Source organism: Methanomicrobiales archaeon (assembly GCA_030019205.1).
Classification (GTDB): domain Archaea; phylum Halobacteriota; class Methanomicrobia; order Methanomicrobiales; family JACTUA01; genus JASEFH01.
In genome coordinates, this window is record JASEFH010000012.1 from 17,628 (window position 1) to 44,234 (window position 26,607).

25 protein-coding genes are annotated in these 26,607 nt (G+C 64.6%); 4 read left to right on the top strand and 21 right to left on the bottom strand.

Going from position 1 to position 26,607, the window contains the following annotated elements; translation table 11 throughout:
* Positions 1 to 17: 17 nt before the first annotated feature.
* The 5 genes from acsC to cdhA are packed head-to-tail and all read right to left on the bottom strand — an operon-like array spanning position 18 to position 6,941.
* Positions 18 to 1,448, bottom strand: a complete 1,431-nt coding sequence (acsC, locus tag QMC96_07855; protein ID MDI6876668.1) for an acetyl-CoA decarbonylase/synthase complex subunit gamma — start codon at positions 1,446 to 1,448, stop codon at positions 18 to 20.
* An 11-nt stretch (positions 1,449 to 1,459) separates the two neighbouring features.
* Entirely contained in the window at positions 1,460 to 2,674 is a 1,215-nt protein-coding gene (gene cdhD, locus QMC96_07860) for a CO dehydrogenase/acetyl-CoA synthase subunit delta (protein MDI6876669.1), read from the bottom strand.
* Positions 2,667 to 4,046, bottom strand: coding sequence for a CO dehydrogenase/CO-methylating acetyl-CoA synthase complex subunit beta (gene cdhC / locus QMC96_07865; protein MDI6876670.1), 1,380 nt, complete (start codon positions 4,044 to 4,046; stop codon positions 2,667 to 2,669). The genes cdhD and cdhC overlap by 8 nt, the downstream gene beginning before the upstream one ends.
* Position 4,047: 1 nt before the next feature.
* Positions 4,048 to 4,599, bottom strand: a complete 552-nt coding sequence (gene cdhB / locus QMC96_07870; protein ID MDI6876671.1) for a CO dehydrogenase/acetyl-CoA synthase complex subunit epsilon — start codon at positions 4,597 to 4,599, stop codon at positions 4,048 to 4,050.
* On the bottom strand, positions 4,596 to 6,941 hold the full coding sequence (cdhA, locus tag QMC96_07875; GenBank protein MDI6876672.1) for a CO dehydrogenase/acetyl-CoA synthase complex subunit alpha: 2,346 nt from the start codon (positions 6,939 to 6,941) through the stop codon (positions 4,596 to 4,598). The genes cdhB and cdhA overlap by 4 nt, the downstream gene beginning before the upstream one ends.
* A gap of 321 nt (positions 6,942 to 7,262) precedes the next feature.
* Here cdhA and QMC96_07880 point away from each other — a divergent pair, with 321 nt between their 5' ends.
* The 3 genes from QMC96_07880 to QMC96_07890 all read left to right on the top strand — a co-directional run bounded on the left by QMC96_07880 (position 7,263) and on the right by QMC96_07890 (position 9,100).
* Positions 7,263 to 8,132, top strand: a complete 870-nt coding sequence (locus QMC96_07880) for a universal stress protein (protein MDI6876673.1) — start codon at positions 7,263 to 7,265, stop codon at positions 8,130 to 8,132.
* A gap of 118 nt (positions 8,133 to 8,250) precedes the next feature.
* Entirely contained in the window at positions 8,251 to 8,580 is a 330-nt protein-coding gene (locus QMC96_07885) for a hypothetical protein (GenBank protein ID MDI6876674.1), read from the top strand.
* Positions 8,581 to 8,767: 187 nt separating this feature from the next.
* A complete protein-coding gene (locus QMC96_07890) occupies positions 8,768 to 9,100 on the top strand; it encodes a hypothetical protein (protein ID MDI6876675.1) in 333 nt (110 codons plus the stop codon).
* Positions 9,101 to 9,423: 323 nt separating this feature from the next.
* Here the strand turns inward: QMC96_07890 and QMC96_07895 are convergent, their stop codons facing one another.
* From QMC96_07895 to QMC96_07940, 10 genes are all read right to left on the bottom strand, one after another.
* The gene (locus QMC96_07895; protein ID MDI6876676.1) at positions 9,424 to 10,074 is read right to left on the bottom strand and encodes a V-type ATP synthase subunit D; all 651 of its coding nucleotides are present in this window, start codon (positions 10,072 to 10,074) and stop codon (positions 9,424 to 9,426) included.
* Positions 10,075 to 10,076: 2 nt separating this feature from the next.
* The gene (locus QMC96_07900) at positions 10,077 to 11,474 is read right to left on the bottom strand and encodes a V-type ATP synthase subunit B (protein ID MDI6876677.1); all 1,398 of its coding nucleotides are present in this window, start codon (positions 11,472 to 11,474) and stop codon (positions 10,077 to 10,079) included.
* Positions 11,471 to 13,219: a V-type ATP synthase subunit A gene (locus QMC96_07905; protein MDI6876678.1), complete on the bottom strand. Its 1,749-nt coding sequence runs from the start codon at positions 13,217 to 13,219 to the stop codon at positions 11,471 to 11,473. Before QMC96_07905 ends, QMC96_07900 begins: the two co-directional genes overlap by 4 nt.
* The gene (locus QMC96_07910) at positions 13,216 to 13,536 is read right to left on the bottom strand and encodes a V-type ATP synthase subunit F (GenBank protein ID MDI6876679.1); all 321 of its coding nucleotides are present in this window, start codon (positions 13,534 to 13,536) and stop codon (positions 13,216 to 13,218) included. The genes QMC96_07905 and QMC96_07910 overlap by 4 nt, the downstream gene beginning before the upstream one ends.
* Positions 13,529 to 14,578 (bottom strand): V-type ATPase subunit, encoded by a 1,050-nt coding sequence (locus tag QMC96_07915; protein MDI6876680.1) that lies wholly within the window; start codon positions 14,576 to 14,578, stop codon positions 13,529 to 13,531. Before QMC96_07915 ends, QMC96_07910 begins: the two co-directional genes overlap by 8 nt.
* A 1-nt stretch (position 14,579) precedes the next feature.
* Positions 14,580 to 15,164: a V-type ATP synthase subunit E family protein gene (locus QMC96_07920; protein MDI6876681.1), complete on the bottom strand. Its 585-nt coding sequence runs from the start codon at positions 15,162 to 15,164 to the stop codon at positions 14,580 to 14,582.
* A 115-nt stretch (positions 15,165 to 15,279) separates the two neighbouring features.
* On the bottom strand, positions 15,280 to 15,507 hold the full coding sequence (locus tag QMC96_07925; protein ID MDI6876682.1) for an ATPase: 228 nt from the start codon (positions 15,505 to 15,507) through the stop codon (positions 15,280 to 15,282).
* Positions 15,508 to 15,690: 183 nt separating this feature from the next.
* Positions 15,691 to 17,619: a V-type ATP synthase subunit I gene (locus QMC96_07930; protein ID MDI6876683.1), complete on the bottom strand. Its 1,929-nt coding sequence runs from the start codon at positions 17,617 to 17,619 to the stop codon at positions 15,691 to 15,693.
* A 6-nt stretch (positions 17,620 to 17,625) separates the two neighbouring features.
* The gene (locus QMC96_07935) at positions 17,626 to 17,946 is read right to left on the bottom strand and encodes a V-type ATPase subunit subunit G family protein (protein MDI6876684.1); all 321 of its coding nucleotides are present in this window, start codon (positions 17,944 to 17,946) and stop codon (positions 17,626 to 17,628) included.
* A 746-nt stretch (positions 17,947 to 18,692) separates the two neighbouring features.
* The gene (locus QMC96_07940) at positions 18,693 to 18,986 is read right to left on the bottom strand and encodes a hypothetical protein (GenBank protein MDI6876685.1); all 294 of its coding nucleotides are present in this window, start codon (positions 18,984 to 18,986) and stop codon (positions 18,693 to 18,695) included.
* A 190-nt stretch (positions 18,987 to 19,176) separates the two neighbouring features.
* Between QMC96_07940 and QMC96_07945 the strand changes: the two genes are divergently transcribed.
* Complete coding sequence (locus QMC96_07945) at positions 19,177 to 19,437, top strand: DUF2795 domain-containing protein (GenBank protein MDI6876686.1); 261 nt, start codon at positions 19,177 to 19,179, stop codon at positions 19,435 to 19,437.
* A gap of 758 nt (positions 19,438 to 20,195) precedes the next feature.
* Here QMC96_07945 and QMC96_07950 read toward each other — a convergent pair.
* The 6 genes from QMC96_07950 to QMC96_07975 are packed head-to-tail and all read right to left on the bottom strand — an operon-like array spanning position 20,196 to position 26,605.
* On the bottom strand, positions 20,196 to 21,416 hold the full coding sequence (locus tag QMC96_07950) for a phosphoglycerate kinase (protein ID MDI6876687.1): 1,221 nt from the start codon (positions 21,414 to 21,416) through the stop codon (positions 20,196 to 20,198).
* Between the two features lie 8 nt (positions 21,417 to 21,424).
* Positions 21,425 to 22,054, bottom strand: coding sequence for a V-type ATP synthase subunit D (locus tag QMC96_07955; protein ID MDI6876688.1), 630 nt, complete (start codon positions 22,052 to 22,054; stop codon positions 21,425 to 21,427).
* 6 nt (positions 22,055 to 22,060) lie between these two features.
* Positions 22,061 to 23,470, bottom strand: a complete 1,410-nt coding sequence (locus tag QMC96_07960) for a V-type ATP synthase subunit B (protein MDI6876689.1) — start codon at positions 23,468 to 23,470, stop codon at positions 22,061 to 22,063.
* A 4-nt stretch (positions 23,471 to 23,474) separates the two neighbouring features.
* On the bottom strand, positions 23,475 to 25,244 hold the full coding sequence (locus QMC96_07965; protein ID MDI6876690.1) for an ATP synthase subunit A: 1,770 nt from the start codon (positions 25,242 to 25,244) through the stop codon (positions 23,475 to 23,477).
* The gene (locus tag QMC96_07970) at positions 25,235 to 25,537 is read right to left on the bottom strand and encodes a V-type ATP synthase subunit F (GenBank protein MDI6876691.1); all 303 of its coding nucleotides are present in this window, start codon (positions 25,535 to 25,537) and stop codon (positions 25,235 to 25,237) included. Before QMC96_07970 ends, QMC96_07965 begins: the two co-directional genes overlap by 10 nt.
* Positions 25,538 to 26,605, bottom strand: a complete 1,068-nt coding sequence (locus QMC96_07975; protein ID MDI6876692.1) for a V-type ATP synthase subunit C — start codon at positions 26,603 to 26,605, stop codon at positions 25,538 to 25,540. It lies immediately after the preceding gene.
* Positions 26,606 to 26,607 lie beyond the last annotated feature (2 nt).

Sequence of the window (26,607 nt, forward strand, 5' to 3'; positions counted from 1 at the left end):
CCGCAGAGATCGCACCCCTAATCGCCCCGCGGGGGCCAGTGTTCGCGGAGGAACGCGGCGAGACCCGAGGAGTCCTTCGGGCCGACGAGGACCCGCCATCCGCTCGCCTCTTCCGTCTCCCCGCTCAGCCGCGCGGCGAGCCCGGGGAGGATCAGCCAGCGGTGCCCGACCAGGTCCTCGGCGCGGTACTCCCGGAGCGTCTCGGCCACCTTCTCGGCGGTCAGGTAGCGCCCGGCGACGGCGCTCTCCACGCTGATGCCGCCCGTGTCCGCCACGATGAGGTGGCAGTCCAGGTGCGCTGCCTTGATGTCGGACTCCACGGTGAAGAAAGTGAGGGCGTAGTTGGTGGTGATGAGCAGGGGGGAATTTCTGTCCGGATTGCCGAAGGTCCGCACCCCGGGCTCCACCGAGACCGGTTTGCGGGGATCGGTGTAGAGGTTGAACCGCCAGAGGAGCTGGGGCAGCAGCACCCAGCCCTCCAGGCTGTGCAGGATCAGCAGGTCGGCATAGCGGGTGATCAGCATCTCGGCAGTGCAGGCCTCTTTCCAGCGGATCGCGTCGGGCGAGAGCTCGTCTCCGGCCCAGGCGGCGATGGGGGTCCCGAGCAGGGGGAACCCCAGGTAGTCGTCGTGGGCGAGGCACGCCGCCCGGCGGATGGCGGAGGAGGTCATGATGGTGCTGGCAAGACCCGCGTCGACGGAGGTTCCGGGATCCAGCACCAGATCCGCGACGCCGCAGTCCAGGAGCGTGTGCACGAGGGAGCGGAGCAGCGGGATGTCGCCGGGAGCCGAGACGACGAGGGGGCACCCGTACTGCAGCGCGAGGTCCGCCATCGCCTCCCAGTTCGCGGCGGTCGCCGCATACAGGAGCGGACGACCCTCCGGGACGCGGGAGAGCCCGCCCTGCATCACCCCGGGATCGAGCGTGCAGAGGATGAGGGGATAGCCTGTCGCCGCGACCCGCTCCACGGTGCGGGCGAAGGCGTCGGGGTCCCCCGTGGTCGAGCGGATCGCGATCGCGTCGAGCTGGAGCGTCCGCCCGATGTAGGTGTAGGAGAACCCGCAGATCTCGTTCACCCGCCGCTCGAGCTCCTCCTCCGGCATACTGTCGGCGACGTCGAGCGCGATGGCGGTCGGGTTGTGGTAGGTGAAGTCGTGGCGGTGGAGGACGTGCTTCCCGCCCACGGTGACGGCGCGGTCGCCCGTCCCGAAGGTGACCGCCTTTACCGGCGGGGCCAGGAGGTCCGAGAGGTCGGCGTGGAGGTGCGCGTACTCCGGGCGGAGGAGCGGGGTGCAGTCCTCGAGGACGTACTCGCCGTTGACGAGCCGCGTGGCAAACGCCATGCAGTTCGCCTCCCCGCACTCCCGGCAGTTGGTTCTCGGGAGGAGATTGTAGACATCGATCGGGCTGATCTCCTTGATGCTCCGTCTGCGTTTTCCCGTTGTCATGGTTCCTCCGGTCAGATCTGCACCGTCACCCAGTCCCGGGGCGGTTCGCCCTCCCCGGGATGCATCAGGCGCGAGGAGACGGTCCGCAGCGTCTGCACTGCCGACGGGTGCATCATCAGGAACAGATCGACACCGGCCAGCAGCAGGATGAGGGCGTTCAGCGTCTCCCAGAGCGGCCCCCGCACGTCGCGGGAGCCGTAGCGTCCGTCGATCTCCATCCAGGCCTCGCGGGCCGCCCAGGCGTTCGTGGAGGCGGAGATGGTGGGGTGCTGGAGTTCGGCATCCCCCATCAGCGCCGCGATCCGCGCCCGTTCGTGGATCGTGAAGGAGTACTCCAGCCCGTATCCGAGCGCCACCGTGGTGAGGTCCATGACGATGTTCTCGGGGTCCAGGTAGGGGTAGAGGCGGCGGTTGAGCTCCTTCGCGCTGTTCAGCTCGAGCCCCGTGAACGCGAGCAGGACGTGCCCGTTCTCGCGGGCGGCCCGCGCCACCCCTTCCAGGAGCTGGTGATCCGCCATCTCCAGGGTGACCGAGTTCAGCAGCAGGCGTTCTCCGCTTGCCATCTCGGCGACCTCGGTGAAGACCGCGGCGTCCTTGCGGGGATCCCCGCATCCGCCTACGATCAGCGGAACCTTGACCGCCTGGAGCACCTCTTCGACCGTGCGCGCCGCCTCGCGGGGGGAGCGGTCGGCAATCAGGGGATCGGTGCTCATCAGGTGAACGGTCACGGCTTCCGCCCCGAACCTGTCCACGTTCATCCGCGCCCACGCCGCGGGATCCTCGAGCACGTCCAGGACGGGGGCCTTGAGGGCCTTCGGGAGGGGGATCTTCATGTCGAAGACGTCCATGGCGATGGCCGGGGGGTGCGGCGGCAGGGCCTGCGGCGAGGAGAAGGCCGGGGCGGCAGCGCCCCCGATCACGACGGTGCTGCCCCGGCTTCCCCCGTCCTTCCGCGTCGCGCCCAGGGTCACCTCGCGGATCCGCCCGGGGTAGACCTCCTGGTGCGGGCTGAACGCCTCCGGTATCAGGGCGGTCGGGCGGGTCAGCACGGGTGGTGCCGGCAGCCGCACCTCCGGGCCCCCGTCTCCGCCCGTCGGGATGAAGATCTCCATGTCCCCGATCTCCAGCTCCACCCTCTCGAGTTCGATCCTCTCCACGCCGCCGAGGAGGGAGCGGAGCCAGGACTGGAGAGTGCGGCTCTGCTCTGCATCGCGCTTCTCACCCACGCCCATCCCTCCGCCCGGACGGCTGCGCCTCCACCGGCTGGATGATCACCTTTTCCGCGTAGATGCGGGCATTTTTCAACAGGATGCGCACTCCCCCGGAGACGATCGGGATCTCCCCGGCAGTGAGGACCGGAGGAGAAGGTGCGGCTTCCGCTGTCAGGGCCATACGGCGGATGAGCGGGTGGTCGTGCCCCTTCAGGAACGCCTGGAGTTCGTCCAGGGTCTTCGCGTCCTCCTCGGTCGCGATCGCGGCAGCGACCCCCTCCGGGATGTACTCCCGCACCCGATCCTTGATCTCCTTCGGCATCCAGGCGATCCGCTCCCACCCCCCGTCCGCCTGGAGAAACTTGCGGGACCGCAGGTACTCGATGGAGATCCCGTGGAACCCGTCCACCTGCCGCCCGCCGGCGGCGGAGTCCGCCATCGCCGAGAAGGGGAGCCCGTTCACCGTCGCCCCCCCGAACCCCCGGTGCACGATCCCGTAGCCCTCCACCTCCGGGATGTAGAAGGCGATCCCCTCGAAGCAGCCGCAGGAGGTGTGCGGATACCCGAACCCGGAGTAGAGGTAGATGCGGGACACCTCCCCCATCGACCGCTGCCTGGCGCTCTCGTTGACCCCCTGATACTCTCCCAGCAGCGGATCGAGGCACTCCCCCTTCTCGATGGGGAAGATGGGGCCCTTGGGATCGATGCGGGACGCCGCCCGCCCGTCGAACCAGCTGATCGCGCCGCAGTTGGCGTAGCGCTCCGGTGTGACGACGCAGACGTGCGTCGGGGCGAACGACTGGCAGAGGGCGCACCCGTAGAAGACGTCGACGTCCTCGTCGGTCAGCCCCCGGGCCCGGGCGTCCCGCGCCTCGTAGACGGCGAGCGCCTCACCGTACTGCTCGTGCACCTTTTCGGGATCGGTGATGAAGGTGATCTGGAGCCCTTCGATGATGGGCAGCTCGTTTTTGAAGAGCTCCTGCATCACCTGGCCGATGAATCGCAGCGAGTTCAGCCCCCTGGCGAAGGACTTCTTCGAGAGGCGGATCCAGATGTCGTAGCGCTGGTTGAGGTGCATCAGACCCTGGATGTAGTTGCTGTACTCGTGAATGCGCCGCTCGATCACCCCTTCCAGGTTCTCTTCCAGCTGGGAGCCCGCGATCTCGACCAGGATGCCGAGGGGATGGCTCGAACCCTGCGGAAGCTCGGCCAGATCCGGGCCCAGGATCCGGATCTCCCCGGGCGTGATCGCCTCCCGCGGGCGGACCCGCACCAGCTCGAACTTCTCCGCCACGCGGGGCCCGCCGAACTCCACCTGCATCTCCTCTTTGCGGATCCGCTCCCCCTCGTGGACGAGTCCGACCTCGACCGGAAAATCCTGAACCATGCTATCCTCCCCCCTCCGTTGAAGCGAGGCTCGCGTTGAGTGCGTGCATGAACGCCGCCCAGTCGGCAAGGGAGATGTTCGGGAGCGACCATGTCGCCTGCGGCTGGTAGCCGGGGTCCAGGCAGAGGGTCTTTACGGGCGAGAAGTGCTTCAGGGCGGAGAGGAGCGTCCAGGCCATCGGGTAGGGGAGGCCGGCGAGGATCGCCAGATCGTAGGCCCCCTTCCCGTCGATGCCCGTCCAGGCCGGGTCCGTCAGGCGGCTCCCGAGCTCCACGGCCGGCATCGCCGCATGGGGGGGATAGCCCCTCTCCCGCAGTGCGGAGCTCGCGTTGCCGCTGGCAACCACCGTACAGCCGCTCGCCCGCGCGAGACCGATCAGGCAGTCGATCATCCGCCCGCCGTTGCACTCTCTCTCGCCCGCCCGGTGGCCCAGGATGAGAATCGGCCGCTCTGCCCGCCGTATCACCGCGGCCGCCGCCACCGCTTTCCTGATGACGGCAGCCCTGCGGGGCCCCCCCACCTCCGCAGTCTGCCAGCTGTCCGTGTCCGTCAATCCTGCCGCCCCCGTGCCGGCCGTCTCAGCAGCGTCGGATCCGGGATTCTGATCTCTTTCCAGTCTTTTTCGCGCAGCACCTGCAGCAGCTCCTCCTTCATGGTGATGGGGATATCGCTCGCCGTGCGGACGAAGAGGGGGAGGTCATCCGGAATGCCGCCGCGGTGGCGGCGGTGGAGGTCGATATAATGGGTGAGCTTGAGCGCCCTGCCGCGGGCGGTGTCGTTCGGCCGCATGCAGAGTTTGGCTGCCAGGATCATCGCCTCCTCCGGTGTCTCCGCGGCGATGAAGAGATGCTCCGGAACGGGACCGGTATAGACCTCCTCGCCCGAGCGGGCGTCGAGCACGTACCAGTCCTCTTCGCGGTCCGCACGCCCGAGGAGCATCCGCCGGTACTTGGTGCCGTGCGGCCCTACGATGACGGGTATGCCGAGCCTCCAGAATCCGGCCGCGATCGAGGCGGCCTTCTGCGACATCGCCCCCCAGGCGATCCCGACGGCCCCGACGCGGTTGTGCACGTAGTCGGCGATCTCCTCGTAGTTGGCCCGCAGGTTTCTCCGCGCGAAGATGCTGGCGATCTTGATCGCGGCACCGGCGATATGGGCGTTCGATACGCAGGAGCCCACGTTCACGATGCCGCCCGCCTGGAAGTCGCCGGGGTAGGTCTCGTACAGGGTCTTTCCCTCCTCGTTGCGGTACATGCCGATGGTCATCGCCGCACAGCCCGAGGTGCAGACGATGTACTTCCTGGTGGCGAACTCCCCCGCCATCTCCGCGAGTTCCCTCCCTCCGTCCGGGTAGTTGGCGCAGCCGACGAAGGCGACGACGCCCGGGATCTCGCCGAGGACGATCGGCCCCCCGACCTGGCGGATCTCGATATCCCCGATGGCGCCGCGCCCGGTCCGCATGCTGAACCGCTCGTTCCTGATCGACTCTCCTGCCGCGGCCAGGATGCAGGAGTGGACGGGGATTCCCTGCGGGCAGGCGTGCTCGCAGCGGGTGCAGCCGAGGCAGGCGTCGTAGAGGGCGGCGAGCATCCCGGTATCGCCGGCGGCGCACGCCTGCATCGCCTTCGGGACGTTCAGGTCGTTGGGACAGGCGCGCTGGCAGAACCCGCACCCCCCGCACCGCCCGGCTTCTTCGCGTGGATCCACCCGGTACGGCGCGTTCCGCGCGGCACGCCGCGCGGGTGCGACGGCGAGAGCGGTCTTCACCGCGACCTCGCCCACCTTCTCCGGATCCAGGATGAAAGCCCCCGGCGAACGCCCTCCGGTGAGATCGGCCACGATTGCATCGGCCGCATCCGCCGTGCGGTCGGGGAGCCCCAGGCAGACCTTCTCGCTCGTGGCGATGAGCGGCATGCCGTGCGCCTTCGCCGCCTCCAGGATATCGGTGCGGATGCACTGCTCGTCGACCACGACCACATCGGGAATGCCGCTGCGGACGTAGCGCATCTGCCAGGAGATGGGCCCGACGATCTTGGCCTCGGGGGAGTAGCGCGACGCATCGATCGCCGAGCAGCAGATGCCGGTCACCTCGACACCGCCCGCGAGCCCCCGATCCTGCAGGTAATCCAGAATACCTGCCGCCGGGGGGACGTTGTGGCCGATGACAAGGATGACCGGTTTTGCCGTATCCACGGCGGCCATCCCCAGGTCGACGAGGGCCGTCGCCGGTTCTGCCTTGGGGAAATTGTACGCGGAGATCTGCGCGATATCCGCGACCTCCATCCCCACCTGGTCGACCATGCCGGCATGGAGCACCTTCGACTCCAGATCGATGGGATCGCCCTCCTGGCCCGTGTGGGTGGCCGAGAGGAGGGCCGTCACCTGCTGCTCGGCGTAGTCGAGCACCGGTTCCAGGTCGGCGAGGGTGCGGGGGCGGATCCCGCAGACCAGGCGGATGACGGGGGCCTCCACCTCCACGCTCGAGCCCGCGTCGAGCTTCCGCTCCCGCCCGAACTCCTGGATCAGGTGGGCGACGAGTTCGCGGGCGTGGCTGATATGGGTGGCCGCACCGATGCAGGCGGCGAGCAGGACGATGCGGGACTGTTGCGCTGCCATGGAGATCCCGCAGGCACCCCGTTTCGACCCCGTGAGATCGCATTTCCCGTAGGTGCACAGACAGCAGAGATCGCAGAAGGGAAGGTAAAACGGCCTGTAGCGGTTCAGAAGGGTTCTGTCCCAGTTGCGCAGGGCGGTCAGGGATGGAAACGGCGTGGGACCGGCGGGTTCGGCCCACTTCTCGTCGAGGACTCTGCCGATGCGGACCTGAAGATCCCGGATGTGCCCGATCCCCGTCTCGAGCTCCCCGATTCTGATGTTGATATCCTTGCTGCTCACGGCTTCACGTCCGGTTCAGGTTAATATTACTCATATGAGCAAAAACCTTAAAAGTATCTCAGCGCATCCTCCCCTTCCCCGGATCCGCCGCTGGAGAGGAATCCGTAACCCTCTTCCAGGATGGGATGGAGACGGATAGCAGGAACTCTCTGGCATGATAGCTTATGAAAAGAGGATCGTGCAACCACTGATATAGTTTTCGCGATGGATGGCGGGAGGGGCGCCGGGGTTCCGGGAGCGCCGCGCCGGGGACTCCGCGGGGATATCCGCTGCGCGAAACATTAATTATCATGAAAGATAATGTAGATTCGGGATGGGGGAATGTTCCAGAAGATCCTGGTCCCGACCGATTTTTCTCAATGCGCGAAAAAGACTCTGGTATGCCTGACTGCTATTCCATGGGCAACCGATCTCATCCTTCTGCATGTCATCGACGGAACGCACTACACGCGGCGGGGGTGGACGCACGAGCCGGAGATCGAGAATGCGAAGATACAGCTCCGCGAGGAGAAGGGGTACCTGGAGCGAGCCGGCAAGCGCGTGAAGGACATCGTGTGGGTCATCACCGGAGGCACCGTTGCCTCCGAGATCCTGGAGGTCGCACGGGAAGAACAGGCTTCCGTAATCGTCATGGGGTGCCGGGGCCGCAACCTCATCTCCGGCCTTCTGCTGGGCAGCGTCTCCGCAGGCGTCCTGCGGCACGGGAAGACTCCCCTGCTCATCATCCGGGACAGCGTGGCCGAACACCTGGAGGGCAGAGTCCTGGAGAAGTACTGTTCGGGGATCTTCACGAGGGTGCTCTGTCCCACGGACTTCTCGGAACCGGCGCGCGCCGCGCTCGAGAGCCTCAAGGGGCTGGAGGGGATCCGGGAGGCGGTGCTCGTCCACGTGGTGACGCGGGGCGAGACCCGCGAGGAGATCGCCGGTTACGTGCAGGAGGCATCGAAGAATCTGAAGGATCTCCAGGCCGAGCTGGAGGCGTCCGGAATACCCTCGAGCGGCCATATCCGCCTGGGGAGGCCGACTGACGAGATCAACCGGCTGGCAGCCGAAGAGGACGTGTCGCTGATCCTCATGAGCTCCCATGGCAAAGGGCTGTTGAAAGAGATCCTCCTCGGCAGCACGACGTTCGGGATTGCCATCCATACCGACCGTCCGCTCCTGGTGGTTCGGGCGCAGCCCGCCTCCTGACTGTGCGGAGCGGCAACCGGGCGGGGAGGCACGGGGGTTCCGGGGTACCGGAAGGAGAACATGGACCGCCGCCGCAGGGGAACCCGCGGGGTCCCGGACGGCGGAAGGGGGTGATCGGATGGCGGATGTCTCTGCGACCGAGAGGGGGCAGAGGTACTTTCAGGTGATGAAGGAGAAACAGGCGGAGAGCGCGATCGAGCGAATCAAGAAGAGTGCGGACGTGAACTGGCAGGTGTACTCCCTCGAGGAGGTTCGGGCCCTGAAGCAGATCCTCGGGGAGACCTGGGTCTACATGGACAGAAAGGACTGGGAACGGTGTTCCTTTGCCAGTCTCTCGCGGGGCGAGCTGGAGACACTGATCCGGATCGGGGCCGAGCTGCGGAGGAACGCGATCGACGGGAGATCGGCGGCGATGCGCGCCGCCTCCATCCTGGCCGTTCGTCCCTGAGAGGGTCGCGGATGCTGTGCGTCACCGCCCGGAGCGGGTCCCGGGGAAGCGGCTTCGCACCCCTTCGCGTCCGCCCCGGTTCGTGCTGCAGCACGGGGGCGGAAACACGCCCGTTCGGGGGACGGGCAGCTTCGGTGGATATTTATGGTTATGGACGCCATCCTCCGTCAGACATGAGGGAGGTCGGATGATGCCGGAAGTCACGAGCGACGAGATCGGGAGGCGGAAGTTCCAGATCCAGAAGGAGAAGGCGGTCGAGGTGGCCGTCGAGAAGATGCGGCAGAATCTTGGGTCTGCGTGGCGATTTCTCTCCGCTTCGGATGTGGATGCACTGAAGTACGTCCTGGGCGAGGCCTGGGTCTCCATCGAACGGAGCACCTGGGAGAAGTACGCGTTCGCCCGCCTGACGGAGAGAGACGTCAGGAGCCTGGCCGAGACCGGAAAAAATCTTCGGAATCGGCAGATCGGGGAGCATGCCGCCCTCGAGGAGGTCAGAGAGATACTGCTCCGTACTCTCTGACCCTGCCTCGGACTCCCGATGGCGGGGCGGCCCTATCTGCGGTGATCTCCGGGGTCTCTATCGGCGGATAGAAACTGCATTCTCCGGGTAGGGGACGATCCGGCTTTTCTCAGTCGGTTCAGCGCCTGCAGACCTCTCCTGCGGATGACGTCTCTGGATGCTGCACGGGTGTCGTGGGAAGAGGGAAAGTTCGGACCCTGCATTGCTGTCTCACCATCACACTCTGTTCGCTCAAACGTATTAAAAAAATCGCATGTGCGCGGGCCCCTGCGGGTGCGGGAGAGCGTCCGCGCTGCACCCGGGAAGCGGAGGGGGCACTCTTTTCAGCCCGGCTCCGCCCTGCCCCCCTTCCTCTTCTCGATCATCTTCTTCACCTTCTTGAGGCGGAAGAGATCCTCGCGCTCCCGCTCCTCGATGGTGATCTCGATGTACTTGGCCTGCTTCTTCAGCTCCGGGATGAGGACCTGCTCCAGGGCATTGACCCTTCTTCGGGTCATCTGGATCTCGCCCCCCACCCGGCGGAGGGAGGTCTCGGTCTCTGCCAGCCCGATGATCAGGTCGACCTCGGCCTCGTACTTCTCGGCGACCTCGTCGATCCGTCCCGAGACGCCGATGACGCTGTAGCCCCGCTCGAATGCGCTCTTGGAGATGCGCTTCTTCTCGATCAGCGGAACGGGGACCCCCATGATGTTCTTCCCCCGTATATCCAGGGCGACTCCCCGCCGCGTGGCGAACGATGCGGAGCGGAGCGCCACCGGATCGTCCACCGCCTGCGCGATCAGGAGGGAGTGCCGGGCCCGGTCCGAGATCGCCTCCAGCTCGTCCCGCGAGCGGGAGACAGACTCCATGATGCGGAAGAACTCCTGGATGAGCGCGTCCATCTTCTCCCGCAGCAGGTCGCGGCCCTGCTCGGCCAGGCGGATCTGGGCGCGCTTGCGGATCAGCTCCATCCTGGTCGGGTTTACCTGCTCCATGGCTACCCCTTCCTGTGCATCGGGTGGTACTTCTGGATGTACTCGACCTTGATCCTCTTCAGCTCATCCTCGGGGAGCATGGAGAGCAGGTCCCAGGCGATGCCGAGCGTCCGTTCGATGCTCCTCTCCTCCTCCCCCTGCGTGACGAAGTTCTTCTCGAAGGCGTCGGCGAACTTGAGGTACTTCTTGTCCAGCTCCGTCAGGGCCTCCTCGCCGACGATGGCGACCAGCCTGCGCAGGTCCCGCCCGTAGGCGTAGGAGGCGTAGAGCTGATCCGCCACGTTGCGATGGTCCTCGCGGGTCTTCCCCGGACCGATCCCGAGGTTCATCAGGCGGGAGAGGCAGGGGAGCACGTCGATCGGCGGGTCCGCGCCCCGCCGGTAGAGGTCCCGCGACAGCACGATCTGGCCTTCCGTGATGTAGCCCGTCAGGTCGGGAACGGGATGGGTGATGTCGTCGTCGGGCATGGTGAGGATCGGGATCTGGGTGATGGAGCCCTTCCGGCCCTTGATCCTCCCGGCCCGCTCGTAGAGGGTGGCGAGGTCCGTGTACATGTAGCCCGGATAGCCGCGGCGCCCGGGCACCTCCTCCCGCGCCGTGGAGACCTCCCGCAGCGCCTCGCAGTAGTTGGTCATGTCGGTCAGGATGACGAGCACATGGAGATCCTGCGAGTAGGCCAGGTACTCGGCCACCGTGAGCGCGCAGCGGGGGGTGGCGATCCGCTCGATAGTGGGATCGTCCGCCAGGTTCATGAAGAAGACCACCCGCTCCAGCGCTCCCGTCCGCTCGAAGTCCCGCATGAAGAAGGACGCCTCCTTGAAGGTGATCCCCATGGCAACGAATACGACGGCGAAGTTCTCGCCCTCGCCCCGCACCTTCGCCTGACGGGCGATCTGGGCAGCGAGCTTGTTCGCGGGCAGACCGGACCCGGAGAAGATGGGAAGTTTCTGCCCCCGCACCAGGGTGTTCAGCCCGTCGATGGCGGACATGCCGGTCTGGATGAAGTCGGCGGGCTTGTCGCGCGAGAAGGGGTTGATCGGCATCCCGTTGATGTCGAGCCGCGCCTCCTCGATCACCTCCGGCCCGCCGTCCCGGGGCTTGCCCGTCCCGTCCAGGATCCGCCCGAGCATATCCAGGGAGACGCCGATCTTCGGGGGCTCCCCGGTGAAGCGGATGCGGGTATCCTGGCTGTCGATCCCGCTGGTCCCTTCGAAGACCTGGATCACCGCCAGGCTGCCCGAGACGTCCAGCACCTGACCGGTCCGCTCCTCCCCGTTCGGCAGCGTCACCCGCGCGATCTCCCCGAACGACACCCCGCGGGCGTACTCGGCAAAGACCAGGGGGCCCGAGACGTAGCTGACGGTGCGGTGCTCTTTGCGGATGAGGGAGCCGGCTGTCATGCCTCCACCTCCAGCTGCGTGATGCTGCGATCGATCTCCCCTATCATGGCCTGCAGCGCACGGATGTCGGGCTGCTCCTTCATCCTCCCGATCTCCGGCCGCAGCGGCAGCTTCAGGAGTTTCGTCAGGGGGACACCCCGGCTCATCGCCTCGTTCACCCGGTCGTAGAACGCCAGGATTACCTTCAGCATCCAGTACTGCTTCTCCAGCGGGCAGAACGAGTCGATCTCGTGGTAGGCGCTCTGCTGGAGGAAGTCCTCGCGGATCATCCTCGTCACCTCCAGGATCGCCTTCTCGCTCTCCGGGAGCGCGTCGGGGCCGACCAGCTGGACGATCTCCTGCAGCTCCACCTCCTTCTGGAGGAGGTACATGGTGCGGTCGCGCAGCTCCTTCCAGTCCGTCAGGCCCTGGGCGGTGAACCACTCCTGCACCGCGTCCAGGTAGAGGGAGTAGCTCTTGATCCAGTTCACCGAGGGGAAGTGGCGGCGGTAGGCGAGACTGGTGTCGAGGGCCCAGAACGTGCCCGTGATGCGCAGCGTGTTCTGCGTGATGGGCTCCGAGAAGTCGCCGCCCGGCGGCGATACGGCTCCCACGATGGTGACGGAGCCCACGCGCCCGCCGGAGCCCAGACACTCCACGCGGCCCGCCCGCTCGTAGAACGCCGCCAGCCGCGCGGCCAGGTAGGCCGGATACCCCTCCTCGCCCGGCATCTCCTCCAGCCGCCCGGAGACCTCCCGCAGCGCTTCTCCCCAGCGGGAGGTGGAGTCCGCCATCAGCGCGACGTCGTAGCCCATGTCGCGGTAGTACTCCGCCATGGTGATGCCGGTGTAGATCGAGGCCTCCCGCGCTGCGACGGGCATGTTGGAGGTGTTGGCGATGAGGATGGTCCTCTGGATGAGAGGCAGGTTCGTTCTCGGATCCACGAGCTCGGGGAACTCGGAGAGAACGTCGGTCATCTCGTTGCCCCGCTCACCGCAGCCGATGTATACGACGATCTGGGTGTCGGACCACTTGGCGAGGGTCTGCTCCGATACGGTCTTGCCCGTCCCGAACCCTCCCGGGATCATCGCCGTCCCCCCCTTGGTCACGGGAAACACGGTATCGAAGACCCTCTGCCCGGTGACCAGGAGGAGGCTGGTGTCGAGTTTCTTCCGGTACGGCCTCCCCCTCCGCACCGGCCACCTCTGGAGCATGGGGATCTCCGTCCCGTCGTCCAGGGTGCAGACGGGATCGAGCACAGTGTGCTCGCCCTCCTCCACATGCCGCACGGTGCCGGCGGTGCCGGGCGGCACCAGGATGCGGTGCTCGATGTGGTACTCTTGTACCGCGCCCAGGACATCGCCGGCGGTTACGCTCTCGCCGGGCCGCACGGCTGCCCTGAATAGCCACTTCTTTCGCCGATCGAGCCCGGGGACGGATATCCCCCGGGTGATGAACGAGCCGCTCCTCTCGGCGAGGAGCGGGAGGGGCCTCTGGATGCCGTCGAAGATGGAGGAGATCAGGCCGGGCCCCAGCTCCGCCGAGAGGGGCGTTCCCGTATTGACAACCCGCTCCCGAATCTTCAGCCCCGAGGTATCCTCGTACACCTGGATGATCGCGTCGTCGCCTTCCAGGCGGATGATCTCCCCGTTCAGCTCGTCCTCCCCGACTTTCACCACGTCGTACATCTTCGAGCCTCTCATCCCGCTCGCGATGACGACCGGGCCGGAGATGCGCCGTACGCTCCCCTGAATACTCACATTCATCGCCTCCATACGATGTTGTAGCCGATCGCCCTCCGCAGCAGCCGCTCGATGTAGCCGGATCTCTCCATCGATCGCGCACCGGCAGGAATCGGGATGATGATCGGCCTGTAGGTCTTCTCGATCCTCTCCATCACCTTCTCGTCCAGCGAACCCATCAGGTCCTCGCTGACGGCGACGATACCGGTATCGTCCCGGTAGAGGAGGGGAGGTATGATCTCCCGCGCCTCCTCCGCACCGGACGCTTCGAGCACGTCCACGCCGGCCAGACGGAACCCCGAGGCGGTCTCCGGATCCGTGACGACGACGAGTTTATACATGGAGCAGTTCCCCCCGGAGCTCTTTTTCGGAGACGTCCTCCGTCTTGCAGCGTGCGATGATCCGGAGGTTGGTCACTTCGCGGTACTTCGCCCAGAGATAGCCGATCGCCATAGCGATGGAGAGCGGGCAGCCCAGGAACCTGGCGATCCCCTTCTGCATCAGGTAGTTATCGAGCCACTTCTCGAGGGGCGATATTCTGTCGCCCCGCAGGGCGTCCTCCGGTGCCCGGGCGAGGAAGGCGTACGGCGTCGGCTCGAGGTGCTTGACGGCACCCTCGATCGTACCGGCGGTGAGCATGGAGTGCATCCTTCCGGCATCGAGGGCGATGCCCCCCGGGATGAGGTACTTCCCCGCATCCTCCACATCCATCCTGTCCCGCAGCATCTTCAGGATCGTCTTGATGTTGGTCACATCGATCTCGGTCCGTATCATCTCCTCGAGGATGCGGTCATTGTAGGAACCTTCTTTTACGGTCTGCAGGGCGTTCTTGTAGTAGAACATGTCGAGCGCATACTCGAGGATGGAGAGATCCCGCTGTTCGATGAACTCACTGAACCTGCGTGTGAGCGGCGTGGCATACTCGATCCCCCACGTCGCCATCAGGTCGATCACAGCCCGGACATCCGGCTGGCTGATCAGCTCGGTGAGGACGGTCTCGTCCAGATCCCCTGCAGGGACAAGGCACTCGGCAATCTCGATCGGATCGGCATGGATGTTCTTCCCGCGGAGGATCGTCTTGATGTTCTGGATATCCCAGCGGGCGAGAAGGGTTCGAATGTAGACCTCTGCCTCGTCTCCCCGCAGGAACGCCAGAATCTTCTGGAAGTTCCGGGTGAAGTTCCGCCGCAGGGCCACTTCAACGGCCACGATGCCGCTGTACTGCGCGCTTGCCGTCTCCACATCCTTCCCGTAGGGGGTTCCACTCAGTTCGGCGATTACGGCGTCGAGATCGGGTTTGACGATCAGACTCTCCATCTCGTCGGCTCCCAGCAGGTCCCCCTTCATGCTCCGGATGCGGGCATTGGCGTACTCGAACTCCACCTCAATCACCGTACAGCAGGGGGAAGATCTCGGATCGCAGTGCTTCCCGTGCCCGGGCCAGCCGGGACTCGAGGGTGTTCTCGACGACCAGCCTCCCGTCGCGCGAACGGGCGATCAACCCTCCTGCGGAGTGCAGATCGGGCAGGATCTCGCAGTTCATGTTCAGATCCTGCAGGATCGAGCGGCAGAGGTCCGCATCTCTGCCGTTCACGTGGATCTGGAACGTCTCCTCGTCCATCTCCCGCACCGCTTCGAGCAGCAGGTTTCTGAAGATCGCGGGGTAGGTCCCCCTCTCCCGCACCGACGCCAGGGCGGCTTCCGCACCCCGAAAGGCCCGGTCCAGGAGATCGGCTTTGGCCTTCAGGATCTCCATCCGTATGTCCTTTCTCGTGCCCGAGATCTGCCTCTCCCTCTCCGAGGCCACGGCGCGGACGGCCTGCTCCCGGTGCTCCTGCCGGATCGCCGCTCCCTTCTCTTCCGCGTCCCGCCGGATACTCTCGATCTCTCTGTCGGCCCGCCTGCGGATCTCCTCGATCCTCTCGGCAGCGCCCAGTTCCACGGATCGGATCAGCTCTGCATACTGCATCGCGCTAGCCCCCCGGGAACCCCCTCCCCGCATGCCGTCCGGAGCGTCCCGGCCATCCGGCGGGGGGATGGACGCCGGCTCCCCCGAGCCCCCCTCGTGCCGTACGACGACCCCCTCACTCCAGCATGACCATGATCATCGACGCCACCACAAATCCCAGAATGGCCAGGGTCTCGGGAATGGCCACCAGAATGATCATGGAGCCGAACGTCTCCGGTTTCTCCGCCACCGCTCCTGCCCCGGCTGCGCCGATCTTCGATTGCGCGATTCCCGTTCCCAGTGCTCCCAGTCCGAAGGCCAGTCCGGCCCCCAGAGGAATACCAAAATCCACCATCTTTCTCATCTCCAGTTTGGTTTATGCCATGGTCTCCATCTGCACAGGCATATATATTTGTTATCGGGAGGCTATGCGGAAGATCCCCTGACGGCGCTGGAATGCGGTCGCCATGGCTCCCACACCACGGGACCAGAAAATCGAACGATTGCACCCTGTACCCTTATACGGCTGCTACATGCTATCTCCCGCCTATCCCGGTTGCTCCTCTCTTCGGAAAGGTTTGTAGAGTTTGCCCCCGCCTTCATAGAACTTGGTATCGAACTCGACCAGGTGCAGCCGGAGGGAGTGCAGGAACGGGCTGAACATCGCCAGGGCGATGTTGAGTATGTGCAGGAGGGCTGCCACCAGCACCCCGACGGCCGCAACCTCCATCATCCCGCCGAGCTCGTTGGCGACCAGGGCCAGGATGACGGAGGTCATGCCGATCGCCATGATCCTGGCGTAGGAGAGAATGTTCCCGACGGTGCTGATGATCTCGAAGATACCGAAGAAGCCGCCCCCATAGAGGATGAGCACCGCCGCCACGATCATGAGTCCGATGCCGGGATACAGCAGATTTTCCGAAAGGATCCCGGCGGCGCCTGCGATCACGATCAGCAGGCCGAGGATGACGACCATCATGCCGAGTTTTTCGCAGATGTGCTTGGTGCACCCGACGCGTTTGCGGTAGGCATTGATGATCCCGAGAGTCAGGCCGAGGAATACATGGAAGACGCCGATCGCGATGGAGAATACGAGCAGCGGAACCATCGCCTCGATGCGGTTTAAGGTGACGCCCATGATCTCGATCGGATGCAGCCAGCCCATCTCCTCCCCCAGGTTCCCGAAGAACTCGCCGTAGAGGAATCCGAAGAAGATCGCGGAGATGGAAGAGATGATCAGGATGCTGCCCAGGTTCTGGATCCAGGCCTCTCCCCTGTACTTCCACTTCACCAGGAGAGCGATCCCGAGAATGATCAGCCCGTACGCGACGTCGCCCACCATCAGCCCGAAGAAGAAGGGGAAGAAAAGGGCCAGGATCGGAGTCGGATCGATCTCCCTGTACCGTGGCGGGCTGACGAGCCCCATGAGGAACTCGAAGGGTTTCACGATGCGGGGGTTGTCGTAGAACGTGGGGGCTTCGTCCTCCTGTTCGGGAGTGAGCATGAGTTCGTGGACCACCACTCTCTCCCCGAACATCTCATGCAGGGCGCTCTTTGTCCGCTTCAGGGCCTTCACCGGGATCCAGCCTTCGATCAGGAACGTGAAGTCGGTCTGCCCGAACTTCCCGTACACGCTGGACTCGTTCACCCGATCGTCCAGGATCCTCTTCAGCACGGAGATCTCCGGGTACCAGGCATCGCCCAGGTTCGCCAGGTCGCTATCGATTCTCCGTATCTGCTCGAGGGACGACTTCTTCTTCTCCTCGATCATCGCCAGGATCTCGTGGAAGGGCCGCCCCAGGTACTCCTGCGGGAGACGGACCTCGTTCACGTTCTGGGAGAAGAGGAACGAGTGCACATGCTCGGAGTATTTTTTGTTGAAGACGGTGACGGCGGCGATGGTCTTCTCATCGATATCCGCGGATATGAGCTCGAACTGGTTCCGGGTGAGTTCCACCATCGCATTCCGCACGATCTCCAGGATGTCCCGGAACTCGCTCTGGATCAGGATGACCGTGACCTCGAACCCCTCCAGGATCGGCAGCTGGTCCTCGAGCGGCTGGATCTTGCGGATGATCTGCTCGTAGCGGGCGAGCGACGAGAGGGTGAACTCGAGATCGCTCTTTCGGGAGATCAGGTCTTTCGTCTTCGGACCCAGTTCATCGATGATCTCGTTCGCGCGCCGGAGCACCTGATCCGGGCTCCCCTTCTGGAACGATTGATACAGGGAATCGTATACGCGTGGATCCACTTCCGCCTTCGGAAGAGCGGCGTGGATACCGTTCAGTTTCACCATCGCGCTCGAGAGTTCGCCTCCCCGCTCGACCTCCATTCTCCGCAAGAGCGTGCTTCCGGGGAGGATGCGCCGGGAGACGTCCTCCAGGTGGACCGTGCCCGTCTGGTAGAGTACATCGACCACGCTCTGGAGATCCTTTTTGTTGCCGAACACCTGGATCTTCTTCATCTTCTGCAGCATGGCAACCTACTCCGGAGCAACGGCATGCACGATTCTCTCGACCGCCTTCTGCAACCTCCCTTCTCCCTTCGTGCGGATGGACTCCGCTTCCCGCAGTCCTTCCGTCCTCATCCGCTCGATCTGCTCACGGATCTTCTCGAGCTCTCTCTGGTAGTACGCCCTGGCTTCCCGTTCCCCCTCCTGCTCGGCCTGCTGGATGATTGCGGCAGCTTCGCTCCGCGCCTCGGCGATCCTGCGTTCCGACTCCTCGCGGGCGGCATCCACCTGGACGCTGATCTCGAGCTCCTTCTCCCGGATCTTCTGTAGTAGAGACCGTTCGGCTGCCATGATCCGTCTCCGTTCGATGCCTCACGCCAATCCGTAGTGGCGCTTGAGAGTGGATCCCACTCTGGGGGGAGGATTGGAATAACCAGGGTATTCGGGGGGCGGCGCTCGTTTTTCAACCCCTTCGGAAGCGGCGATCACCCTCTCGCGGCACCGTTCCAGTGCACTCCTCTTCAGCGATGCAATGAGATTCGAGAGATCGGCGGGCATGATCGAACCTGAAATCGCTCAATTTGAGGGCGCTTTAATATAGTTTTAATACACGATAAAACTTTCGCCATGAGCCGCCCCGGCGCACCGCACGCGGAACGGGCGGAACGCTCGAGCGCATTCCCGGCATCCCCGGGGGCATGCGGCGGGATCGCCGATGTCGACGCGGGGCCGGCATCCGATCAGGGAGGGCCTGACCATCGGCGTTTCCAACCGCATCGCGGATAATCCATCCGGCGCCGGATACCCGACCATACACGGAAATGGCGATCCGGATCCGTCTTCGGTGCCGGAGAATCCGCCCGGCATCTTCCATAGGGAAGACAATTAAGGCAACCTTCACGAAAAGGGGCCCCAGAGCAGTAAAAACCGTCGTTGTTCTGTTCGGTCCATGGTTGCAGTGTCTCAATCGTTTCCAGGTCTTTTCACCGGTGCGACCTGGTTACTCACTGCAACATGCAGAACTTGTTGCGGTTCTTCGTCACTCTGAGGCATCTCCCCCCATGGATCTCAGGCATGATAATACTTTCGCCCCTTTGTCAAAGTTGTGGCCGAAGCAATCCTGGCGGGCGCCTCCGGACGATGCACCCGGTGCGGGGCGGCTCGAAGAGCGGGGCGGAGATCAGTGCCGTCGCCAGCGAGGTGTCTCCTGCAGAGAGGGCGTCCGAGACGCTCTCGGAGATGACCAGCGGAAGGATCAGCTGGAAGGGCGAGAGATCCGCGAACTCGTGCCGCCCGATCGCGCGGAACAGGAAGAGCAGGACCAGGCAGATCGGGGCCGCTCGCAGGATCGCCTCCAGCGGCGATATCCCGGGGACGAAGAATGCTGCCATGAGCGTGCATGGCGGGGGAGGGGATAAATGAGCTCGCCGGCAGCCGACCCGCACCGCCCGTCCGCCGGCAGCCCCTGCGGGTTTCCCCCGAGGTGGCGTTCCGTCCGGTCCTCCGAAACCTATATGCAGTCTCCGCGGAATGGGGGGCGCCTCCTCCCGCGCCGGGTGCAGGCATCGAGCGGTGGACACAATGGCAAAAAGAAGGCATGGAGAGAGCAGGGATCCGGCGAAGAAGTCCGCCATGTCGGACAGGACCTTTGCGAGCCCGAGCGCGTCGGCACTGCAGAGGCATCTCGGCGGGATCGACTATCCCCGGAGCAAGCGGGAGATCATGGACTATGCACGCCAGCGGGGTGCGACCGATGCGGCGATCGAGGCCCTCGATCGTTTCGTGGACAGGGAGTACCGATCCGCCGCTGAAGTGAGCCAGGAGTTCGGGCGGATCAGGTAGACCCCCAACCCCGCGCGTCATGCCGCCAATCCCGGGGTGCGGGCTGAGAGGGGATGAGAGCGCCCCTCGGGCAGGATCTGTACAGGATCCCTTTCACGGGAGCGGGGATCCACTCTTTCCCGAGCAGGGGCTGTCGCACCGGGAGGTGCACGGCAACGGGATTGCGTTCGTCGTTCTCCCTGCGGTATCCTGCGGGCGGGGAGGGGTACGGGGGGAAGGTGCGCTGCTCCTCCCCGAAAGGTGCGATAGGACCCGCCTCCATTGCATCCCGTTCGGGATTGATCTCCGCATTCTGGAATCCCGGTGGGATTGTGCACCCCCTCCCATAGTTGCGATAGGGCTTGTACCCCCGACTTCCGCCCCGACAGGCACATGAAAGACATTGAGACGACCCATTTTAAGAAAGGGCCAATGGTATTATGAGATCCCGAAAGAATCATGCGCGTACGGCATAACCCTGGAGTCAGGAAAATTCACCGTGCAGGGGAGGATGTTCTGACATCGATATCGCAAAACGGCAAAAAATGGCCTTTCCCCCCTGTATGCCTGATTTGCGGAAAGTCAGGTTGCACAGGGGGAGCAAGTTATGCGGAAATCCATCCCGGGAAGGTTTCCCGTCGGCACTCCGTGGTGAGCGCTATCGTATGGAAGCGGGAGATCCCCCTCCTCCTGATCCCTCCGCGCGAATGTGATGGATCTCGAGTGTCTGCTGCTAAAAGATCTACGACCTGGCCATCGGCCCCGATCGCAGTACAGGTTCAGAGAAAGAGCTGCTTCGAGCGCTCCAGAGCACCCACGGCCGGCAGTTTCCTGCCCGTCAGGAACTCGATGCAGGCTCCTCCGCCTGTAGAGATATGGGTGAACTCCCGCTCGATCCCCATCCGCTCGATGACCGCGGCGGTATGCCCGCCCCCGACGACCGAGAAGGCCGCTTTTCCCGCCACCTTCAGGAGCTCGTGGGTGCCGATGGCGAACGCCGCCTCTTCGAACACTCCTGCGGGCCCGTTGAAGACGACCGTTCCCGAACGGCGGAGGCAGTCCCCCATGGCGAGGATGGCATCCGTCCCGATGTCCAGCACCGGAGCGTCCTCCGGAACTTGCCCGATAGGGTACTCCACGCGGCTGCCGCTGCCGTCCCGCACGGCGACGTACTCCGGAACCACGATCTGGCCGGCATACTGTTCGAGGAGCTGCCGCGCCTTCTCCACCTCCCCCATGTACTTCAGCTGCTCGATCAGCTGGGTGGAGGGCTTCCCGATGTTTGCGCCCTTCGCCAGCAGGAAGACGTTCCCGACCACCCCGATGACCAGGATCTGGTCGGCGATGCCCGACTTCAGGACGTGCTCCGCGACCGCCACGGAGTCGTCCACCTTGGTCCCCCCCAGGACGAAGCAGACCGGGCGGGGAGCCCCCGAGAAGACGCGGGAGAGCGTGAGCACCTCCTTCTCCATCAGGAGACCGGCGACCGACCGCATGGCGAGCGGCAGCCCCACCATCGTGGGCTGCGAGCGGTGCGCCGTGCCGAAGGCATCGTTCACGAAGATGTCCGCCATGGCGGAGAGCCTCCGCACCAGGTGCGTCTTGGCCGCTTCTTCGGGCTTTACCGTCAGGTTCTCCTCGGCATTGAACCGCACGTTCTCCAGCATGAGCACGTCCCCGCTCCGCATACCCCGGACGGCCTCGCGGGCCTGCCGCCCGATGATGTCGTCGACGTAGGCGACGGGGCGGTGGAGGAGCTTCTCGAGCTTCTCCGCGTGCGCCTCGAGCGTGGTGAAGTCCTTCTTTCCGGGGCGGCTCTGGTGGGCCAGGATGACGAGCCGGCTGCCTTCGAGGTGCTGGATGGTGGGCAGGTGCTCGCGGAACCTTTTATCGTCCAGAATCTGGCTGGTGGCAGGATCGATGGGGGAGTTGAGATCGAGGCGGAGGAGAACGGTCTTCCCCCGCCCGTCCACATCCGAGAGAGTTCCGATGGTGGTCATCCAACCACCTATTCGGAGGTTCTCGCCTTAATCTTTTTCAAACGGAAGAGTTCCTCCCGCTCCATCTCGTCGAGGCGCATCTTGATGAAGTCCCGGGCGGCGGAGAGCTCCGGGATCACCTTGAACTCCAGCGCATTCACGCGCCGTTTGGTGCTCTCGATATCGTCCAGGAGCCGCTTCATGGTGGTCTCGACTTCCGCGCTCCTGATGACCGCCTCCACCAGCTCCTCGTAGGCGGTGGCAGCCTCGTCGAGCACCGAGGACGTCCCGATCAACCCGTATCCCCGGTCCAGGATGCCTTTCCGCACCTTGGAGGCGGAGATCTCGGGCACGACGACGCCCATGATGTTCTTGGAGCGGAGATCGATCTCCGGGACCTCTTTTACAGAGAAGGCGGCGGACTTGATCCCGATCGTGCCTTCCACGGTGTTGGCGAGCGCGATCATCTCGCTGGCGCGGTTGTAGGCGGCCTGCAGGTCCCCCCGGCTCCTCTTCGCCTCCTCGAGCACCTTGAAGAACTCGAGGATCAGCCCGTCGCGCTTCTTCTTGAGGATGTTGTAGCCTCTCTGGGAGAGCGCGATCCTCTTCTTCAGGTTGATCAGTTCAGACCGCGTGGGCTTGACATCACGGAGCGCCATGCCGACTTACCTCGTCGCCGCCGCCGGTGCTGCAGCCTCGGTCTTCTTCCGGAACGTGGGGTGGTACTTCTCGATGAGCGGGCGGTCGATCCGCACCAGCTGGTCCACCGGCAGCGTGGAGAGCAGGTCCCAGCCGAGGTCCAGCGTCTCGGTGATCGATCGGTCCTCGTTCGGGCCCTGGCGGACGAAGCGGTCCTCGAAGAGGTCGGCGAACTCCAGGAACATGCGGTCGCGCTCGGAGAGGGCGTCCTTGCCGACGATGGCGACCAGCCCCCGCAGGTCGTTGCCCTCCGCATAGGCCGCGTAGATCTGGTCGGAGACCTTCTTGTGGTCCTCGCGGGTGTGCCCGACGCCGATCCCCAGATTCATCAGCCGCGAGAGCGAGGGCAGCACGTTGATGGGCGGATAGATGCCCTTGCGGTGGAGCTCGCGGGAGATCACGATCTGACCTTCGGTGATGTAGCCCGTCAGGTCCGGGATGGGATGGGTGATGTCGTCGCCCGGCATGGTGAGGATCGGGAACTGCGTGATCGAGCCCTTCACGCCGTGGATGATCCCGGCCCGCTCGTAGATGCTGGCGAGGTCCGTGTACATGTAGCCCGGATAGCCGCGGCGCCCGGGCACCTCCTCGCGGGCCGCACCGATCTGCCGCAGCGCCTCGCAATAGTTGGTCATGTCGGTCAGGATGACGAGCACGTGCATCCCGAGCGTGAACGCGAGGTACTCGGCTGTCGTCAGGGCGAGACGGGGCGTGATGATCCGCTCGACCGCCGGGTCGTCGGCCAGGTTCAGGAAGACCACCGCACGCTCCAGCGCGCCCGTGCGCTCGAAGTCGGCCATGAAGTGGTTGGCCTCCTCCTTGGTGATCCCCATCGCCGCGAAGACCACGGCGAAGGGCTCCTTCGACCCCAGCACCTTCGACTGCCGTGCAATCTGCAGGGCGATGTCGTTGTGGGGGAGCCCCGCGCCGCTGAAGATGGGCAGCTTCTGCCCGCGGACGAGCGTGTTCATGCCGTCGATCGTGGAGATGCCCGTCTGGATGAACTCCGCCGGCGACGCCCTCGCATACGGGTTGATGGCGGCGCCCGTGATATCGAGCCTCTTTTCGGGGACGATCTCCGGGCCGCCGTCGATGGGCTTGCCGCCGCCGGAGAGGATGCGCCCGAGCATCTCCCGCCCGACCGGCATCTTGATCGTCTCGCCGGTGAAGCGGATGCCGCTGTCCCTCCCGATCCCCGCAGTGGACTCGAAGACCTGCACCACCACGATCTCGTCGCTGGTGTCCAGCACCTGCCCTCTCTTCACGGTCCCGTCGGAGAGGACGATGTTCACCATTTCGCCGTATCCGATGGGTTCGGTCTTCTCCACGAAGAGGAGCGGGCCGGCAATCTGCGTTATGGTTCTGTACTCCTTCATGCTCTCATCCTCCCCGCAGCGCCAGGAACTCCTGCTCCATCTGCTGCATCAGGCGGGCGAGCACCGGCTTGTAGTCCTTGATGAACTTGATCTGCGGCAGCTCGCTCTTGCTCGGCACCGTCAGGATCTGCTGCGGCAGCACGCCAGCCGCCTGCGCCGCGTACGCGAGATCGGCGTAGGCCCGGATCGCCTTCATCATGTCGTACTGCTTTCCCATGTCGCAGAACGTGTCCACGGCATCGTAGGCGTTCTGCTGCAGGAAGACCTCGCGGATCAGCCGCGCCACCTCGATTGTTATCTGCTGCTCCTCGGGGAGCGCGTCCGAACCGACGAGCTGCACGATCTCCTGGAGTTCCGCCTCCTTCTGCAGCACCTCCATCGCCCATGCGCGGATGCCGTTCCACTCCGGCGAGACGTGCTGGTCATACCAGTCGTGGAGCGAGTCGAGGTAGAGCGAATAGGAGTTCAGCCAGTTGATCGCCGGAAAGTGACGGCGCTGGGAGAGCTTGGCATCGAGCGCCCAGAAGACCTTCACGATGCGCAGGGTGTTCTGGGTGACCGGCTCCGAGAAGTCCCCGCCCGGCGGCGATACGGCCCCGATGACCGAGACGGATCCGTGGGCGCCGTTGAGCGCCCGCACCCGCCCGGCACGCTCGTAGAACTCCGAGAGGCGTGCCGCCAGGTAGGCCGGATACCCCTCCTCGCCCGGCATCTCCTCCAGCCGGGACGAGATCTCCCGCATCGCCTCTGCCCAGCGGGAGGTGGAGTCCGCCATCAGCGAGACATCGTAGCCCATGTCGCGGAAGTACTCCGCGATCGTGATCCCCGTATACACAGAGGCCTCGCGGGCCGCCACCGGCATGTTGGAGGTGTTCGCGATCAGCGTCGTCCGCTCCATCAGGGGGCGACCGCTCTTCGGGTCCTGCAGGTGCGGGAACTCGGTCAGCACCTCGGTCATCTCGTTCCCCCGCTCGCCGCAGCCGATGTAGACCACGATCTCCGCGTCGCTCCACTTGGCGAGCTGCTGCTGCGTCACCGTCTTCCCGCTGCCGAACGGGCCCGGGATGGCTGCCGTTCCACCTTTGGCGATGGGAAACAGTCCGTCCAGGATCCGCTGGCCCGTGATGAGCGGGATGTCGGGGTTCAGCTTCTCCTTCACCGGGCGCGGCACGCGGACCGGCCACTTCTGCATCATGGTGAGAGCGGCGCCGCTGTCCAGGGTGCAGACGACCTCCTCCACCGTGAAGGATCCCGCCCGGATGGACGCGACGGTGCCGCCCCTGACGTTGGGCGGCACCATGATGCGGTGGACGATGTTGTGCGTCTCCTGCACCTCCCCGATGACGCTCCCCGGCTCGACCCGGTCGCCGGCTTTCACCGTCGGCTTGAACTCCCACTTCCTCGAGCGGTCCAGGCCCGGGGCGGAGACCCCCCGCTCGATGAAGTTGCCCATCTTGTCCACGAGCACCGAGAGAGGCCGCTGGATCCCGTCGTAGATGCTGGTCAGCAGCCCCGGTCCGAGCTCCACCGCCAGCGGAAGGCCGGTGTTGGAGACGGGCTCGCCGGGTTTGATCCCCGCGGTATCCTCGTACACCTGGATGATGACGTTCTCGCCCTGAATCTTGATGACCTCGCCCATCAGCTCCTCGTTGCCGACCTTCACCAGGTCGTACATGTGGGCATCTAGGTTCACGGCGGTGACCACGGGTCCCGAGATCCGCTTGAGAACACCGCCTTCGGTTTTTTTGGGTTTTACCAGACTCACTACTTCCACAGATCAACACCCACTGATCTCTTTATTCGTTCTCGCATGGACATGCCGCTCTCCTCGCCTCCGATCGCGATCACGGTAGGTTTCACCGAGTTCTCGAGCGTCGTCCGGAGCCGCGGGGGGATCCTGTCCATATCTCTGCTGTCCATTACGAGGATGCCGACCTCATCGTCCTCCAGAACCCTGGCGATATGTTCTTTCAGTCTCTCCTCGTCGTCTGCAGCGTAGATCTTGCGGATCCCGGCGAGCCGGAACCCCACGATGAACTCGCTGCTGCCAATGACTGCCATCTCCATTCAGATCACCAGGTAGCTCCGGATTCTGTCGCTGGAGAGCCCTGCCTCTTTTCCGCGGGCCAGCGCACGCAGGTTGACGATCTCGTAGCGTTTCAGCTCGAGGTACGCCAGGATCGGCCATATGGAGAACGGATGCAGTTTGGACATCAGCTCCATCTGGTGCAGCTGCACGCGCGTCAGGGCCAGCTCGACCTCGTGCAGGCTGCCGGTGGGAGTAGCGCCGCTCTTCAGGTATTCTTCCAGGACACTCAAGAGAGATCTGCTGCTTACCCGTTTCCTCAGGGCATCCATAAACTCATCGGGCGCCTCGATCTGGTTGAGCTGCTGCAGCTCCTCGATGGAAAAGGACCCTCCCGGCACCATGATCTCGCGGATATCCCCTTTCTCCTGCTGAACGCGGAGGCGGAAGAGGTTCTGGATGTTGCGGATGTCGATCTCGAGCCGGATATAGTCCAGGAACTTGCCGCCTCCCTTGATCCCGCTCCGGGCATCGACCAGCATATCCTGGTAGAACTGCTTGTAGAGTTCGTTCTCCAGGCGCGCGTAGGATCCGGACTCGACCGCCCGCGGGTACTCCCGTGCGAGCACGGGGTACAGCCTCCACCCCTTGAGAGCATCGACGACGACCTCGGAGGCGTCGAGCGTCAGCAGGCGGTCCAGGAACGGGCGGTCCAGTTCCCCGGCCGGAATCAGCACCTCTTTGATCTTGCCCACGGGCAGCCCCTGATCCTTTCCCCGCAGGATGGTGAGGACGTTCTGGATATCCCAGCGCCGCAGATAACTCTCCGTCATCTGGCGCAGGGATGCCGGCAGGATCTCCAGCACCTTCTGGTACTCCTTGGCCAGGTTCCAGGAGAGCGCCTCCTCTACGAGATCCAGGCCGGAGAACGCCCAGCTGAGTTCGTCAATCTCCCGCTTGTACTCCGTCTCCTGGATCACGCGGGTGATCTCGGGGAGACTCATCTGGAGCATGCGGAGATACTCCTCGCGGGGGATCAGTTTCGTCTTCCGCACGCGCAACCGGGTGGTTACGTAGATGTACGGAGCCGAACCTAAGAGTGCGGCCATGA

Coding starts and splice junctions, on each gene's coding strand:
- acsC (MDI6876668.1), bottom strand. CDS start 1,448: ATGACAACGGGAAAACGCAGACGGAGCATCAAGGAGATCAGCCCGATC.
- cdhC (MDI6876670.1), bottom strand. CDS start 4,046: ATGGTTCAGGATTTTCCGGTCGAGGTCGGACTCGTCCACGAGGGGGAG.
- QMC96_07880 (MDI6876673.1), top strand. CDS start 7,263: ATGTTCCAGAAGATCCTGGTCCCGACCGATTTTTCTCAATGCGCGAAA.
- QMC96_07885 (MDI6876674.1), top strand. CDS start 8,251: ATGGCGGATGTCTCTGCGACCGAGAGGGGGCAGAGGTACTTTCAGGTG.
- QMC96_07890 (MDI6876675.1), top strand. CDS start 8,768: ATGATGCCGGAAGTCACGAGCGACGAGATCGGGAGGCGGAAGTTCCAG.
- QMC96_07895 (MDI6876676.1), bottom strand. CDS start 10,074: ATGGAGCAGGTAAACCCGACCAGGATGGAGCTGATCCGCAAGCGCGCC.
- QMC96_07900 (MDI6876677.1), bottom strand. CDS start 11,474: ATGACAGCCGGCTCCCTCATCCGCAAAGAGCACCGCACCGTCAGCTAC.
- QMC96_07905 (MDI6876678.1), bottom strand. CDS start 13,219: ATGAATGTGAGTATTCAGGGGAGCGTACGGCGCATCTCCGGCCCGGTC.
- QMC96_07910 (MDI6876679.1), bottom strand. CDS start 13,536: ATGTATAAACTCGTCGTCGTCACGGATCCGGAGACCGCCTCGGGGTTC.
- QMC96_07920 (MDI6876681.1), bottom strand. CDS start 15,164: ATGCAGTATGCAGAGCTGATCCGATCCGTGGAACTGGGCGCTGCCGAG.
- QMC96_07925 (MDI6876682.1), bottom strand. CDS start 15,507: ATGAGAAAGATGGTGGATTTTGGTATTCCTCTGGGGGCCGGACTGGCC.
- QMC96_07930 (MDI6876683.1), bottom strand. CDS start 17,619: ATGCTGCAGAAGATGAAGAAGATCCAGGTGTTCGGCAACAAAAAGGAT.
- QMC96_07935 (MDI6876684.1), bottom strand. CDS start 17,946: ATGGCAGCCGAACGGTCTCTACTACAGAAGATCCGGGAGAAGGAGCTC.
- QMC96_07940 (MDI6876685.1), bottom strand. CDS start 18,986: ATGGCAGCATTCTTCGTCCCCGGGATATCGCCGCTGGAGGCGATCCTG.
- QMC96_07945 (MDI6876686.1), top strand. CDS start 19,177: ATGGCAAAAAGAAGGCATGGAGAGAGCAGGGATCCGGCGAAGAAGTCC.
- QMC96_07950 (MDI6876687.1), bottom strand. CDS start 21,416: ATGACCACCATCGGAACTCTCTCGGATGTGGACGGGCGGGGGAAGACC.
- QMC96_07955 (MDI6876688.1), bottom strand. CDS start 22,054: ATGGCGCTCCGTGATGTCAAGCCCACGCGGTCTGAACTGATCAACCTG.
- QMC96_07960 (MDI6876689.1), bottom strand. CDS start 23,470: ATGAAGGAGTACAGAACCATAACGCAGATTGCCGGCCCGCTCCTCTTC.
- QMC96_07970 (MDI6876691.1), bottom strand. CDS start 25,537: ATGGAGATGGCAGTCATTGGCAGCAGCGAGTTCATCGTGGGGTTCCGG.
- QMC96_07975 (MDI6876692.1), bottom strand. CDS start 26,605: ATGGCCGCACTCTTAGGTTCGGCTCCGTACATCTACGTAACCACCCGG.